A 13,889-nucleotide genomic window follows, 5' to 3' on the forward strand; every position below is an offset into this window, starting at 1 on the left:
CGTCATCTAATCACGGATGGCCCCTGGTCCGGTAGCGCGACGTCGATGACGCGGAACTGCACCCGCTCGACGCCTTGGTACCGGTCGACCGAAAGCGAACCGGCGACATGCAGTTGCTGGCCGCGGTTGGCGAGCAGCGCGTTGCCGAGCTTCTGGCCGATCGAGCGGAACGCGATGCCGTTGACGATGGCGCCATCGCCCGACTTGAAGCGCAGACGCAGATGCGCCTGCCCGACCTCGTCGGCAAAAACGAGCTGGTGTGCCGGCAGCGCCAGCACGGCTTCCGGATTGCCGCTGCCGAACGGACCGGCACGGTTCAGCGTCGCCGCAAGCTCAGTCGTCACCGCGCGCGCGGAGACCGCGCCGTCGATATAGAGCTCGTTGACGTGGCGCGCCTCGGCGACGTCCTGCGCCAGCGCGTTCTCGAGATAGGCGCGAAATTCGGCGAGCTTCTCTTTGCGGAGCGTCACGCCCGCAGCCATCGCGTGCCCGCCGCCCTTGAGCAGAATGCCGTCAGTGACCGCCTGTCGCACCGCCTTGCCGATATCGACGCCCGCGATCGAGCGGCCCGAGCCGGTGCCGATGCCGCCTGGCTCCAGAGCAATGGCGAAAGCGGGCCGCGAGAACTTTTCCTTCAGCCGGGAGGCCACGAGGCCGACGACGCCGGGGTGCCAGCCTTCGGACGCCGTGACGATGACGCTGAGCTTGTCCTCGAGCCCGATCGAGGCCAGCGCCTCGGCTTCGGCTTGCGCTTCGGCCGCCTGCTCGATGACGCGGCGCTCGCTGTTGAGGCGGTCGAGCTCGGCGGCGATCCGCGCGGCCTCGACGCTGTCGCCTTCCAGCAATAGCCGCACGCCGAGATCGGCGCGGCCGATGCGGCCGCCGGCATTGATGCGAGGCCCCAGCATGAAGCCGAGATGCCAGGCCTCCGGCGGCCCGTTGAGCCGCGCCACATCCATCAGCGCGGTATGGCCGACATGGTCGCGGCGCCGCATCGCGATCAGCCCCTTGGCGACGAAAGCGCGGTTGAGGCCGATCAGGGGCGCGACGTCGGCAACCGTCCCGAGGGCGACGTGATGCAGCATGCCGAGCAGATCGGGCTCGGGCATCTCCGTGCTCCAGAAGCCGCGCTGACGCAGCTCGCGGTTGACCGCAACCAGCGTCACCAGCACGAGACCTACAGCGGCGAGATGGCCGAGGCCGGAGAGATCATCGAGCCGGTTCGGATTGACCAGCGCGTCAACCTCCGGCAGCTCGGTGCCGGCCTGGTGATGGTCGATCACGACCACGGACATGCCGAGCCGTCTTGCTTCGGCGAGCGGCTCGATACTGGTGGTGCCGCAATCGACGGTGACGAGCAGCGTGGCGCCCTTTGCCGCCAGGCCACGAACCGCTTCGACATTGGGCCCGTAGCCTTCGAAAATGCGGTCGGGAATGTGGATCAGCGGATCGAGCCCGCAATGGCGCAGGTGCCAGGCGAGCAGCGCTGCCGAGGTCGCGCCGTCGACGTCGTAATCGCCGAAAATCGCGACCTTCTCGCCCTTCGCCGCGCCATCCGCGATCCGCTTCGCCGCGGCCTCCATCTCCGTCACGGTAAAGGGGTCCGGCAGGAGCTTGCGGATGGTCGGATCGAGGAAGTCGGCGACTGCGTCGATGTCGACGCCGCGGCCGGCCAATACCCGGGCCAGCAGTTCGGGAAGCTGGTGCCGCTGCACCATGGCGAGCGCCTGGGCCGCTCCGCGGGGATCCAGCCGGTCGCGCCAGAGCTTGTCGGTCAGCGAGCGCGCAACGCCGAGAAACGCCTGGGGCGCTTCGACGGGCAAGGCGGTTGCAGGCGGCGTCATGGGTCGCAATTGGTTTGAGGAACCCGGAGCCGACGGTATCGGTCCGGCTTGCAGGACGATTGACCCGGAATCCTCAGGGATTTGCAATCTCCGCGCCGCACAAAGCGGTGGATTGCCGATTTGCTGCGCCGACTGACTATCATTTGGGCATTCGGCGGAACAGCAAATTAAGCAGGCGTTAGGCGGAATCCTCGAAAAAGAATCGTATTCGATCTGTAAGCGATTGTTCCGGGTTCATTGCAGATCAGACCTCATTGCCAAGGGAAATCCCCGATGTCTGCTGCGCTGGGTCTGAAAGCCAAGCCGATCGCCACCGAACCCGCTGACGATGATTCCGACATCTCCGCGCTGATCAACCGCCTCACCGCGGAGGTCAACCAGATCGCGGTCGACAAGACCAAGTCGATCCAGCAGATCACCAACCAGATGAAGATGCTGGCGCTGAACGCGCTAATCGAGAGCTCGCGCGCCGGCGCGCAGGGCGCGGGTTTTGCGGTGGTGGCGCAGGAGGTGCGCGGCGTCGGCCAGCAGGTCGAGACCATCGCGCGCGAGCTCGAAAGCCAATTGACCAAACGCACCGGCGATCTCGTCGCCTCGATCGACCGCATGAGCCAGCGCTCGCGCGGCGAGCGGATGGTCGACCTGTCGCTCAACGCCATCGAGCTGATCGACCGCAACCTCTATGAGCGCACCTGCGATGTGCGCTGGTGGGCGACCGATTCCGCCGTGGTCGATTGCGCGGCCTCGCCGTCCGCCGCCGCAGCGATTTCCCACGCCTCGCAGCGCCTGGGCGTGATCCTTGGCGCCTACACCGTCTATCTCGATCTCTGGCTCTGCGACCTCGACGGCAACGTCATCGCCAATGGCCGCGCCGACCGCTTTCGCGTGGTCGGCCAGAACGTCGCCCACACCAAATGGTTTCGCGAGGCGCGAACCTTGCGCTCCGGTGACGACTACGTCGCCGGCGACGTCGAGAACCAGCCGCTGCTGGGCAATGCGCAGGTGGCGACCTATTGCGCCAGCGTCCGAGCCGGCGGTCAGGCCCACGGCGCCCCGATTGGCGTGCTCGCCATCCACTTCGACTGGGAGGCGCAGGCTCGCGCCATCGTGCAGGGCGTGCGCGTCGGCGACAGCGACAAGGCCCGCGTCCTGCTGGTCGATTCGAATTTCCGCATCATCGCGGCGTCCGACGGCCAGGGCATCCTCAGCGAGCGCATCTCGATCTCGCTGAACGGCCAGCGCTCCGGCTTCTACCATGACCGCTCGGGTGCCCTGGTCGCGTTCCATGCGACGCCGGGCTATGAGACCTATCGCGGGCTCGGCTGGTACGGCGTGATCGTCTGCGGGGCGTGAGACAGCCGGCCGATTCAAAAACCTGAAAACAACCCCATGCACAGTAGCCAAAGGGCTGCTTTCATTGGTGTTTTCAGCTGGGCTTGCTTCCTCGTTCTCTCAAACATTTTGACACGTCGGGCAAAACAGGGGCAATCTGCGAGCATCGCAGATTGTGTTTGCGGCATGAGGGAACGACCCTTCGCGGTTTTGTGACATCGCCCCCCGGCTTCTGAAGCAGTTTCCGGCAAGCCGCGCCCGTTACAGGCAAGAGGCCCGCGTCCTTGATCGAATAGAGTCGCCTCGCATCACCTTAATCGACGTGAGCGAGTCCACCCTGGCTAACCATCTCGCGCTCGTCACATGCCAAGGAGACATGCCATGAAGGTCGTCGTGATCGGCGGAACCGGATTGATCGGATCCAAGCTCGTGGCGAAGCTCAAGCAGCGGGGCCATGACGCGGTAGCGGCCTCGCCGAAATCAGGTGTGAACGCCGTGACCGGGGAAGGCCTCGCGGCGGCGCTGGCCGGCGCGGATGTCGTGGTCGACGTGGCCAATGCGCCGTCTTGGGAGCCCGCCGCCGTGCTCGAGTTCTTCGAGCGCTCGAGCCGAAATCTCGCCGCGACCGAGGCCGCCGCAGCCGTCAAGCATCACGTCGCGCTCTCGATCGTGGGGACCGACCGCTCGCCCGACATCGCGTATTTCCGTGCCAAGCTCGCCCAGGAGACCATCGTCAAGGCCTCCGCGGTCCCCTACTCTATCGTCCGCGCCACGCAGTTCTTCGAATTCCTCGGCGCCATTGGCGAGGCGGGAGCGGCCGGAGACAAGATCGTCGTTCCATCGGCACTGTTTCAACCGATCGCCGCCGACGACGTGGTCGATTGCCTCGCAGAGATCGCAACGGGACGGCCGCTGAATGGCACGATCGACATCGCAGGCCCCGAGAAGGCTCCCTTCAATGAGTTCGTCGCGCGCCGCCAGAAAGCCTCCGGCGACAGCCGTACGGTGGTCGGCGACCCAAAAGCGCAATATTACGGCGCCTCCATTCAGGACACATCGCTGAACCCGCTCGGCGAGGCTCGGCTCGGGAAGACGCCGCTCGCAACATGGCTCGCGCGCCTCTGAGGGGCCGCCAGTCCCGCAATCAATAAAGAAACGGCAATGAAGGAAATCCCATGCGCAGATTGCTGACCGCAACGGCGGTTTACGCCGCGTCTGTCCTGACGGTCCATGCGGCCGAGACGGCAGCACCATCGGCCAAGGTCACCGTCGTATTTGACCAGGCGCTGCCAAATGTCCCCGGCAAGAGCATGAAGGGCGTGCTGGTCGAATATGGTCCCGGGGGCTCGTCGCCGGCCCACATCCACGCGCCCTCCGCCTTCATTTACGCCACCGTCCTGGAAGGCGCGATCCGCAGTCAGGTCAATGACGGCCCGGCCAAGGTCTTTCAAAAGGGGGAGAACTTTTCCGAAAGCCCCGGCGACCGCCACGGCATCAGCGCGAACGCCAGCGATACCGAGCCTGCCAAGCTGCTGGCCGTGTTCGTGGTGGATACGGCCGACAAGCAGCTGACGACGCCTCTTGCGAAGTAGCGCCAGACCGGCAGGCTGGCTGGCGATTGCCACCAGCGTCAATTGGGACTCTCGACGAAAACGACTGGCGTGCCTTTCGACAGGCTCGCCGCGACGCGTTCGGCGTCCCAATTGGTGAGACGCACGCAGCCGTGAGATTCCGCCTTGGAGATCTTGCCCGGCGAAGGCGTGCCGTGAATGCCGTAGCCTTCAGCCGACAGGTTGATCCAGACAGTGCCGACCGGATTGTTCGGACCAGGCCTGATCTTGAAGGGCGTGCGGGAACGGACGCCCTTGAAGTGATAGTCGGGATTATAGCGATAGTACGGATTGCGGCTGATTTCCGTGACTTTGAGCGTGCCCGAAGGCGAAGGCTTGTCTTCGCTTCCGACCGTCGCGGGATAGAATCCGATCATGACATTTGATTTATCGAACAGCTTTACCGTCTGCCTGACCTTGTCGACCTCGACCCTGTCGGCCTTGGCAGGTGCACCATTGCCCTCGTTGCCAATGTTGACCACGACGATAATCTCGCCCGCCCGGTCGAAATGGCGCCCGGGGTTGAGCATCTCCAGGAGTTGCTCACTCATGTGGAATTTCTCGGCCAGCGCTTCGCGCGGGCTGGTGTAGCCGAGCTTCGGGATGTCCTTCATGTCTTCCATCTTCGACGGGAGTCTGGTCAGGAAAGGACCCGCCACGTCCTGCTGGGCGATGGTGTAGGTCGCGGTCGCCGGCCGGTCATCCGCTTGCAGCGCCTTCCAAACATCGTCCGATAGGGTATCGGAACTCGGCAATTGCTGCGCTTCCGCATAGGCCCGCAGCGCTTTCCTGGCATTCTCTCCGAACTTGCCGTCGATCTCGCCTAGCGAGAAGTGCGCCCGATCCAGGAGGACCTGCAAGCGCACGCCCGCCGGGGTCGGCTTCTCATTCGAAAGGCTCTTCTTCGTTGGCTGGGCAGAATTGACGGCATCCGCCGACATCTCGGCAGCAAACGCTGGCGGGGCCGCCAGGGCAAAGACAAGTAAGATGCAAATCTGCCCCGTTTTCGTCAGGGACATCGCCGCCTCCTTTCAGGTTTCCTGCGGTTGCATGTTGAACCCTGGGGCTGCAGCGGCAACCAGCTCGCGATACCGTTGTTCATACTGCCGCGCCATTCGGCGTGCGGTGAAGCGTTCCTCGAAGCGGGCACGCACCTTCCTTCGATCCAGCTTGCCCAGTTCGTCGACGGCCTTGACCGCCTGCTCCTCGTTCTCGACGATGAAGCCGGTCACACCGTGTTCGATCACCTCAGGGACGGAGCCGGAACGGTAGGCGATCACGGGCGTGCCGCAGGCCATCGCCTCGATCATGACCAGCCCGAAAGGTTCCGGCCAGTCGATCGGAAACAAAAGCGCGGCCGCCTCGCTGAGGAAGGCCTGCTTTTTGATGTCATCGACTTCACCGATGAGCTGGATCTTTTCGCCGTCGATCCGGGGCTCGAGGTGCTTCCTGAAGTAGGCGGTCTCGGCGCGTGGGATCTTTGCGGCGATGCGGAGAGGCATCCGGGCCGCGTGCGCGATCCGGATAGCGTCCTCCGGCCCCTTCTCGGCGGTCAGACGACCAAGAAATGCCAGATAGGATCCGTCCTCATAGGAGGGGCGCAACAGCTCCGACGGCAATCCGTGCTGAATCGTTCCAATCCATTTCGCATCGGGAAGCGGCAAGCGCTGGTGATCGGAAATCGACACGAAGCTTGCCTCGGGGAATTGCCGGATCACGTCCGGTAACCCCGGCAGGTCGAGGCGGCCGTGCGTGGTCGTGAGGAACGGCACGCCAAGGCGAGTGAGCAGCGGCAGTGGCAGCCAGTCGACATGCGCGTGGATCACGTCGAATTCCCTCGCCCGCTTCGCGATCGCTTCCAGCAGCATCGCGCTGGCCGCCCCGGGATCCGCGCCCTTTCGGCCCAGTCGCAGCGCGCGTGGCCATACCGGGTGAAGCTTGCCGGTCGTCCGGGAGTCGCCACTGGCAAATAGCGTGACGTGGTGTCCAAGCTTGACGAGGTCGTCGACCAGCCAGGCGACTACCCGCTCGGTGCCGCCGTAGAGCTTTGGAGGGACGCTTTCGGCCAGGGGAGCAAGCTGAGCGATACGCATGATAGCCCGTCGCTATATCGCTGATCGGACGATCAGCACGATGGCTGCGGACAGGAGGTTCGAAATCGCGAGCAACGTCCAAGCCGGTCTGGCGCTTGCGCGCGCCAGGCGGCACAGGAGTCTCTCAAGCGACATCAACATGAGTCATCGGAAAGCCGCTCGAGATAGGCAAGCCCGAAACCCGTGAGTTCCTGGGCGTCGCCATCGCTCTCTCGCGCTTCCCGTCTCCCTCGCAGATGGCGCTCGAGCAGGCAGCGACGGCCGTCGGCAGCATCGACATCGCGATGCCGCGCGCGGTACACGCACCATGCGGTATCGACCGCTGTTCGTAGCGGGCCGTCGTCGACCATGTTCCCAGCTCCGACGTGAAGATGTTCATGGGACGCCAACTCGTCGCGACGGCGGAAGTTTCCAGTTTTTCCCGAAAGTCTAATACTGCCCGCAAGGCGAGTGCAGCAAGCGCTTGCTCCCTGGTGCGTGCAATCAGGCGGCGCGCCGCGCGGCCATCCCCGCGGCGAGCAGCAACGCGGCCCGGCTGGCTCCGATCGACGCGACGCCTTGCCCGGCAATGTCGTAAGCCGTCCCGTGCGCTGGCGTGCAGATCGGGAATGGAAAGCCGCCGAGCAAGGTGACGCCACGGTCGAAGCCCATCAGCTTCATCGCGATCTGGCCCTGGTCGTGATACATCGTCAGCACGGCATCGAAGGCGCCGCCCTTGGCGCGCAGGAAGACGGTGTCGGCGGGAAACGGTCCCTCCGCGGCGATGCCCTCGCGCTGGCCGGCCGCGACCACGGGCGCAATGATATCGATCTCCTCGCGGCCGAAATTTCCGCCATCGCCCGCGTGCGGATTGAGACCGGCGACGGCGATGCGCGGCCGCGCGAAGCCGGCGCTGCGCATGCAGGCATCGGTCAGCTGGAGCGCACGATGGATGCGTTCGCTGGACAACTTTGCAGCAACGTCCCTCAGCGGAATATGGGAGGTGACTCGCGCGTTCCACAGCCGGTCCAGGACGTTGAACTCGCTCGCCGCGGTCTTGAGGCCGACCACTTCGGCCGAAAACGCGATCTCGTCATCGTACTCGGCGCGGGCAAGCCGCATCGCCTGCTTGTTGAAGGGGGTGAAGCAGACCGCCTCGACGCGGCCGTCGCGGCCGAGCTCGAGCGCGTGCTTGTAGTTCGTCAGCGCAAATTTTCCGCCGGCAAGGGTCGCGGTCTTCGGCTCGACCTCCTTGGGATCGAGATGGCCGAGATCGACGAACAGCGCCTCGCCCTCCGCCGCGCGAAGATCGGCCCCTTGCTCCACCATCTTCAGCGCCGGCCTGACGCCGGCAATGCGCGCGCCCTCCTCGAAGATGCGGCGGTCACCGATCACGACGAGCCGACTTTTCGCGCGGATGTCGTCCTGCGCCACCAGCTTGGCCGTCAGCTCCGGGCTGATGCCGGCGGGATCTCCCATTGCCAATGCAATCAGCGGCTTTGCGGTCATATGATCACCTTCTCCTGGGCGGTCGTTTCGGTCACGGGGGCGGGCTTGCGCCAGAGACGCGCGAGCTGCAACACGAGCGGAAGCAGCAGCAGCGCGATGCCGGCCATGATCAGGCATGTCACCAGCTTGTTCGCAACGAAGATCCCGAGCGATCCCTTCGACATCAGCATCGACTGCCGGAACGCATCCTCGGCCTTGTCGCCGATGACGATCGCGAGCACCAGCGGGGCCAAGGGATAGAACAGCTTCTTGAAGAGATAGCCGACGATTCCGAAGCCGAGCATCATGACGACATCGAGATAGGAGTTCGACACCGAATAGGCGCCGACGACGCAGATGATGACGATCAGCGGGGCGATGACCACGAAGGGAATCCGCATCAAGGCGGCAAACACCGGTACGGTCAGCAGCACCAAGGCGACGGCGACGATGTTGCCGACATACATCGAGGCGATCAGGCCCCAGACAAAGTCCTTCTGGTCGACGAAGAGCATCGGCCCGGGATTGAGGCCCCAGATCATCAGCCCGCCCATCATGACGGCCGCGGTCGCCGAGCCGGGAATGCCGAGCGAAAGCATCGGCAGCAGCGCGCTAGTGCCGGCTGCATGGTCAGCCGTCTCCGGCGAGATGATGCCTTCGACCTCTCCGGTGCCGAAATAGCGGCCGCGGCGCGAGAAGCGGCGGGCGATGCCATAGCTCATGAAGGACGCCGCGGTCGGCCCGCCCGGGGTGATCCCCATCCAGCAGCCGATTGCGGCGCTGCGCAGCAAGGCAACGCCATGCCGCGGCAGGCGGCCGACCGCGCGGAGCACCTCGCGCCAGTCGATCTTCGAGGACACCGCGCGGGCGTGGAATTCCTCTTCGACCGCAACCAGCAGTTCGCCGATGCCGAACAGGCCCATCACCGCGACGACGAAGCTCACGCCCTTGACGAGCTCGTCGACGCCCATGGTGAGGCGGACGCTGCCGGAGACGGTGTCGATGCCGATCGCGGCGATCGCAAAGCCGATCGCCAGCGCCACGAGGGTCTTGATCGGCGCGGCGCCGCCCATGCCGACGAAGCTGGCAAAGGCCAGGAAATAGACGGCAAAGTATTCCGCCGGCCCGAAGGCGAGCGCGACCTGCGCCACCCAGGACGCGAGGAAAGTGATCAGGATGACGCCGATCAGCGCGCCGAACGCGGCCGAGCCGAAGGCGGTGGCGAGCGCCGTGGTCGGCCTTCCGTCACGCGCCATCGGATAGCCGTCGAAGGTGGTCGCAACCGACGACGGCTCGCCGGGAATGTTGAACAGGATCGAGGTGACCGAGCCGCCGAATAGCGCCCCCCAATACATGCTGGAGAGCAAAATGATCGCCGACACCGGCTGCATGCCGAAGGTCAGCGGCAGGAGCAGCGACACCCCGTTCGGCGCACCCAGCCCCGGCAGCACGCCGACGAGAATGCCGAGCAGCACGCCGACGACCATCAGCACCAGATGCGGCACGGTGACCGCGATGCTGAAGCCATGGAGGAGTTCCCCGAGATTGTCCATCGGCCCTCCGTCAGAACCCGAAGGCGGCTGCGAGCGCGCCGTGCGGCAAGCTCACCTGGAACATGCGCTCGAACACGACGTAGAGCGCGAGCGCCGTCGCCGCCGCCATCCCCAGCGCGCGCGGCACCGATTGATGTCTGGGGATCGCCAGCACCGCGAAGACATACAGCGCCGAGGCGACGTACATCCCGGCGAGCGGGATCGCGGCCACGAAGATCGCGGCCGGCACGAACAGGCCGGCAAGCCGGCGCAGCTCGATCGACGTGATCGCGATGGGAACGTTTGCCAGGGACGCAACCGGCAACACGCCCCGCACCAGGTTGTAGAGGCTGCCGAGCACGATGACGATGCCGGTCAGGAACGGAAACGTGCCGGCATCGACGCCCGCGCTCGACCAGCCGATGCCGTTGTCGAAGCTGGAGACGACGACGGCGACACCGAAGCCGCCGGTGAGGACGGCGGTCGCAAGTTCAAGCGCGCGGCGCGAGATCATGGGGGGCTCCGCTCAGAGGTCGGGCAATTGCCCGCTGTAGCCACGCATCCTTCCCCGGCGCTCGGTGTCGTCCCTGCGAACGCAGGGACCCATAACCCCAGGGAGGAATTTGACGAAGACTCAAGGTCACGTCGGTACAGCGACCGACACTTCTCGACAGATCACGCGGTATGTGTCCCTGCGCCTCCGCGCGCAATTGCGCGCTAGGCAGGGACGACAGCGGCGGATTTGGCATGATGGTCGACATGCTGCGGGAAGCCCTGCCCACATCGTCACCCCCGCTGCATGCGCCCCGCCTCACTTGACGAGCCAGCCCTGCTCGCCCGCCACCTGCTTGACGTGCTCGAGATCCTCCTTGATGAACTTGTCGAACTCGGCACCCGTCAGGAAGGTGTCGACCTGGGACGTCTTCTCGATGTAGTCCTTCCACTCCGGCGTCGCCTGCACCTTCTTCATGAGGTCGACATAGAACGCGGCCTGGTCCGGCGTGACCTTGCCGGGCAGCCACACGGTGCGCGGCTGCTCATATTGCTTGATGTCGAGCCCTTGCTCGACGCAGGTCGGAACATCGCCCCAGCCTTCGGTCGCGGTGACCTTGGCGCTCTGCGGCAGTCGCTTCGGGCTGAAAACGCAGAGCGGCCGCTGCGTGCCGCCGCGCCATTGCCCGAGGCTTTCGCTGGGATTGTTGACGTGGGAATCGAGATGTCCGCCGGCGAGCTGCACGGCGGTCTCGGCGCCGCTCTTGAAGGGGATATAGGTCAGCTTGACCTTGCCGGCCTTCTCGATCATGCGCGTCAGCACCTCGTCGGTGTCCTTTGACTGGGCGCCGCCCATCTTGAACTCGCCCGATCCGGCCGCCTTCAGATAGTCACCCGCGGTCTTGTAAGGCGCGTCCTGCTTGACCCAGAGCAAAAACTCGTCCTGCGCCATCGCCGCTACGGGCGTGAGATCGGTGTAGTTGAAGGCGACCTTGGAGACGAGCGGCTGCTGCCAGGCGTTCGAGGTGCCGAAAATCACCTTGTAGGGATCGCCGGCGGAGGCCTTGCCATAGACATAGCCTTCCGCGCCGCTGCCGCCGCCCTTGTTGACGACGACGATCGGCTGCTCCGTCAGCTTGTGCTTGGTGATGATGTTCTGCACCGCGCGGGCGAGATTGTCGGTCCCGCCGCCCGGTCCGGCGGTGGCCACGAACTCGATCGGCTTTTGCGGTTGCCAGGCGCTGAGCGCCGGCATCGTGCCGGCGAGCATCGTCGCGGCTGCGGAGAGCAAAAATATCGACGTCCGACCCATGATTTCCTCCAGCGTATCTTGCCTTTTATCGTTGTCGTATCGACGCCCGGTCAGGCGACGCGTTCCTCGCGTCTTCCTGCGCCTAAGACGATTGCGCCTTCTTTTTCGAGCGCTTCGATTTGCTTCTGGTCGAACCCGTACTCGGCCAGCACCTCGCTCGTATGCTCACCATAGACCGGCGCGCCCGAGAGGACTTTGCCTGGGGTCTCCGAAAACTTGACGGGCAGACCGATCGTCTTCACCGGGCCGAGCGTGGAATGCTCGACCTCGACGACCATCTCGCGCGCCAGCGTCTGGGGATCGCTGAGCGCCTCCAGCATGTCATGCACCGGTCCGCACGGCACGCCCTTCTCGTCCAGCGCCGCGAGCCAGTACGCTCGCGACATCGTGCGGAAGCGCTCGCTCAGGACCGCTTCGAGCACTTTCAGATTTGCCATGCGGTCGGCCCCGGTGACGAAGCGCGGATCGGCGGCGAGTTCGCTGGCGCCAAGGGCTTCCAGCATCAAGAGCCAGTGCTTCTTGTTGGCGCCGCCGACCACGAGCCAGCCGTCGGAAGCTTCGAACGCCTGGTACGGCGCATTAAGCGGATGGGCCGAGCCCATCGCGCGCGGTGCCGTGCCCGCGGCGAGTGCGATGGTCGATTGCCAATAGGTTTGCACCAGGGCGGCCTCATAGAGCGAGGTCTCGACCCACTGCCCCTCGCCGGTCTTGAGGCGATGTGTATAGGCGGCGAGGATGCCCATGCTCGCCAGCAGGCCGGCGGTGATGTCGGACAGCGGCGGGCCGCATTTGACCGGCGGACCGTCGGGGCGTTCGCCGGTAAAGCTCATGATGCCGCTCATGGCCTGCGCGACGAGGTCGAAGCCGCGGCGGTGCTTGTAGGGACCGGTGCGGCCGAAGCCCGACAGCGAGCAGTAGATCAGCGCCGGGAATTGCTCGTGCAGCGCCTCGTAGCCGAAGCCGAGGCGCTCCATCGCGCCCGGCGCAAAGTTCTCGACCAGCACGTCGGCATCAGCGATCAGCCGCCGTAGCACCTGCTTGCCGCCTTCGGTCTTCAGATCCAGCACGATGCCGCGCTTGTTGCGGTTCATCATCAGGAAGGAGGCCGCCTCCTCGCCGATCTTCGGCGGTACCGAATGGCGGGTGTCGTCGCCGTTCGGCGATTTCTCGATCTTGATGACGTCGGCGCCCATGTCGGCGAGCATCAGGGTGCAGGTCGGCCCGGCCATGACATGGGTGAGGTCGACGACCCTGAGGCCGGCAAGCGGTCCCGAACGGCGAGAATTGGATTGCGATCGATCGCTTTGCATCGGGCCCGTCCTATTGGCCGCGCCATTGCGGCGCGCGCTTGTTGAGGAAAGCATCGAGCCCTTCGCGAAAATCCTGGCTCGTGTAGCACATCAGGATGAGATCCTCGCCTTCGTCTCCCGTCAGCCGCTGTTGCAGCCGGCCGACCGCCTGCTTGGTCGCATTCAGCGTCAGCGGCGCATGACTGGCGACGAGCCGGGCCACTTCGTCGGCGCGCCGGTCCAGCGCAGCACGATCCTCGACGATCTCGCCGAGCAGTCCGACGCTCGCCGCCTCCGTGGCATCGACAAGACGTGCGGTGAAGATCAGGTCCTTGACGCGCGCGGCGCCGATGAGTGCGGTAAGACGGCCGACATTAGACATCGACAGGCAATTGCCGAGCGTCCGGGCGATGGGGAATCCAATCTGGGCACTGCGTGTGCCGATGCGCAGGTCGCAGGCCGCGGCGATGCCGGCGCCCCCGCCGGTGCAGAACCCGTTGATCGCCGCGATGGTCGGCACCCGGCACTGTTCGAGCGTGGTCAGGACGCGATCGATACGGTTCTCGTAGTCGATCGCATCCTGCGGCGACTTGAACTCGCGGAACTGGTTGATATCGGTGCCCGCGGCGAACGCCTTCTCGCCGGCCCCGCGCAGCACCAGCACCTTGATCGCATGATCGCTGTTGGCCTCTTCGCAGATCGCGGCGAGCCGCTCGTACATGGCGAAAGTGAAGGCGTTGCGGGCCTGGGGGCGGTTGAAGGTGATCCGCCCGATGCCGTCGTTGCATTCAAAAACGAGGTCGTCTGCCCCTACCGCCCGGTCCATTTCCTCATATCCTCTTGTTTTTTACATTTTTGAATGCAAAATATGCGATTAGCAAGCTGGAACTTCGAAATATCGATCGAATACCCCAGTTT

The 13,889-nt window shown here is 65.0% G+C and carries 13 protein-coding genes; 3 read left to right on the forward strand and 10 right to left on the reverse strand.

The window, feature by feature from the left end:
- Window positions 1-2: 2 nt before the first annotated feature.
- Window positions 3-1,844: a single-stranded-DNA-specific exonuclease RecJ gene (gene recJ / locus XI03_RS09070; RefSeq protein WP_038946684.1), complete on the reverse strand. Its 1,842-nt coding sequence runs from the start codon at window positions 1,842-1,844 to the stop codon at window positions 3-5.
- A 273-nt stretch (window positions 1,845-2,117) separates the two neighbouring features.
- Here recJ and XI03_RS09075 point away from each other — a divergent pair, with 273 nt between their 5' ends.
- From XI03_RS09075 to XI03_RS09085, 3 genes are all read left to right on the forward strand, one after another.
- Window positions 2,118-3,197, forward strand: coding sequence for a methyl-accepting chemotaxis protein (locus XI03_RS09075; protein ID WP_038970224.1), 1,080 nt, complete (start codon window positions 2,118-2,120; stop codon window positions 3,195-3,197).
- Between the two features lie 360 nt (window positions 3,198-3,557).
- Entirely contained in the window at window positions 3,558-4,301 is a 744-nt protein-coding gene (locus tag XI03_RS09080; protein ID WP_038946683.1) for an SDR family oxidoreductase, read from the forward strand.
- A gap of 50 nt (window positions 4,302-4,351) precedes the next feature.
- A complete protein-coding gene (locus tag XI03_RS09085; protein ID WP_271591917.1) occupies window positions 4,352-4,768 on the forward strand; it encodes a cupin domain-containing protein in 417 nt (138 codons plus the stop codon).
- 38 nt (window positions 4,769-4,806) lie between these two features.
- On the opposite strand, the gene XI03_RS09090 is transcribed toward XI03_RS09085, so the two are convergent.
- From XI03_RS09090 to XI03_RS09130, 9 genes are all read right to left on the reverse strand, one after another.
- Complete coding sequence (locus tag XI03_RS09090) at window positions 4,807-5,805, reverse strand: L,D-transpeptidase family protein (protein WP_038970221.1); 999 nt, start codon at window positions 5,803-5,805, stop codon at window positions 4,807-4,809.
- A 12-nt stretch (window positions 5,806-5,817) separates the two neighbouring features.
- A complete protein-coding gene (locus XI03_RS09095; RefSeq protein ID WP_028144788.1) occupies window positions 5,818-6,879 on the reverse strand; it encodes a glycosyltransferase family 4 protein in 1,062 nt (353 codons plus the stop codon).
- Window positions 6,880-7,013: 134 nt separating this feature from the next.
- Window positions 7,014-7,229 carry a hypothetical protein gene (locus XI03_RS09100; protein WP_081494253.1) on the reverse strand — a complete coding sequence of 72 codons (216 nt, stop codon included), beginning with the start codon at window positions 7,227-7,229 and terminating at the stop codon, window positions 7,014-7,016.
- A 133-nt stretch (window positions 7,230-7,362) separates the two neighbouring features.
- A complete protein-coding gene (locus XI03_RS09105) occupies window positions 7,363-8,367 on the reverse strand; it encodes a 4-hydroxythreonine-4-phosphate dehydrogenase PdxA (RefSeq protein ID WP_271591918.1) in 1,005 nt (334 codons plus the stop codon).
- Window positions 8,364-9,899: a tripartite tricarboxylate transporter permease gene (locus tag XI03_RS09110; protein WP_271591919.1), complete on the reverse strand. Its 1,536-nt coding sequence runs from the start codon at window positions 9,897-9,899 to the stop codon at window positions 8,364-8,366. Before XI03_RS09110 ends, XI03_RS09105 begins: the two co-directional genes overlap by 4 nt.
- 10 nt (window positions 9,900-9,909) lie before the next feature.
- The gene (locus tag XI03_RS09115; protein WP_028144791.1) at window positions 9,910-10,392 is read right to left on the reverse strand and encodes a tripartite tricarboxylate transporter TctB family protein; all 483 of its coding nucleotides are present in this window, start codon (window positions 10,390-10,392) and stop codon (window positions 9,910-9,912) included.
- Between the two features lie 297 nt (window positions 10,393-10,689).
- Complete coding sequence (locus XI03_RS09120; protein WP_271591920.1) at window positions 10,690-11,682, reverse strand: Bug family tripartite tricarboxylate transporter substrate binding protein; 993 nt, start codon at window positions 11,680-11,682, stop codon at window positions 10,690-10,692.
- A 50-nt stretch (window positions 11,683-11,732) separates the two neighbouring features.
- A complete protein-coding gene (locus XI03_RS09125; RefSeq protein ID WP_271591921.1) occupies window positions 11,733-12,992 on the reverse strand; it encodes a CaiB/BaiF CoA transferase family protein in 1,260 nt (419 codons plus the stop codon).
- Between the two features lie 10 nt (window positions 12,993-13,002).
- A complete protein-coding gene (locus XI03_RS09130) occupies window positions 13,003-13,797 on the reverse strand; it encodes an enoyl-CoA hydratase/isomerase family protein (protein ID WP_271591922.1) in 795 nt (264 codons plus the stop codon).
- Window positions 13,798-13,889: the final 92 nt, after the last annotated feature.

It is taken from the genome of Bradyrhizobium sp. CCBAU 65884 (genome assembly GCF_028128835.1).
Lineage (GTDB): Bacteria > Pseudomonadota > Alphaproteobacteria > Rhizobiales > Xanthobacteraceae > Bradyrhizobium > Bradyrhizobium ottawaense.

What these genes read in the sequence shown, in the direction of transcription:
- recJ (WP_038946684.1), bottom strand. Translation starts at nt 1,844, where the DNA reads ATGACGCCGCCTGCAACCGCCTTGCCCGTCGAAGCGCCCCAGGCGTTT.
- XI03_RS09075 (WP_038970224.1), top strand. Translation starts at nt 2,118, where the DNA reads ATGTCTGCTGCGCTGGGTCTGAAAGCCAAGCCGATCGCCACCGAACCC.
- XI03_RS09080 (WP_038946683.1), top strand. Translation starts at nt 3,558, where the DNA reads ATGAAGGTCGTCGTGATCGGCGGAACCGGATTGATCGGATCCAAGCTC.
- XI03_RS09085 (WP_271591917.1), top strand. Translation starts at nt 4,352, where the DNA reads ATGCGCAGATTGCTGACCGCAACGGCGGTTTACGCCGCGTCTGTCCTG.
- XI03_RS09090 (WP_038970221.1), bottom strand. Translation starts at nt 5,805, where the DNA reads ATGTCCCTGACGAAAACGGGGCAGATTTGCATCTTACTTGTCTTTGCC.
- XI03_RS09095 (WP_028144788.1), bottom strand. Translation starts at nt 6,879, where the DNA reads ATGCGTATCGCTCAGCTTGCTCCCCTGGCCGAAAGCGTCCCTCCAAAG.
- XI03_RS09100 (WP_081494253.1), bottom strand. Translation starts at nt 7,229, where the DNA reads ATGGTCGACGACGGCCCGCTACGAACAGCGGTCGATACCGCATGGTGC.
- XI03_RS09105 (WP_271591918.1), bottom strand. Translation starts at nt 8,367, where the DNA reads ATGACCGCAAAGCCGCTGATTGCATTGGCAATGGGAGATCCCGCCGGC.
- XI03_RS09110 (WP_271591919.1), bottom strand. Translation starts at nt 9,899, where the DNA reads ATGGACAATCTCGGGGAACTCCTCCATGGCTTCAGCATCGCGGTCACC.
- XI03_RS09115 (WP_028144791.1), bottom strand. Translation starts at nt 10,392, where the DNA reads ATGATCTCGCGCCGCGCGCTTGAACTTGCGACCGCCGTCCTCACCGGC.
- XI03_RS09120 (WP_271591920.1), bottom strand. Translation starts at nt 11,682, where the DNA reads ATGGGTCGGACGTCGATATTTTTGCTCTCCGCAGCCGCGACGATGCTC.
- XI03_RS09125 (WP_271591921.1), bottom strand. Translation starts at nt 12,992, where the DNA reads ATGCAAAGCGATCGATCGCAATCCAATTCTCGCCGTTCGGGACCGCTT.
- XI03_RS09130 (WP_271591922.1), bottom strand. Translation starts at nt 13,797, where the DNA reads ATGGACCGGGCGGTAGGGGCAGACGACCTCGTTTTTGAATGCAACGAC.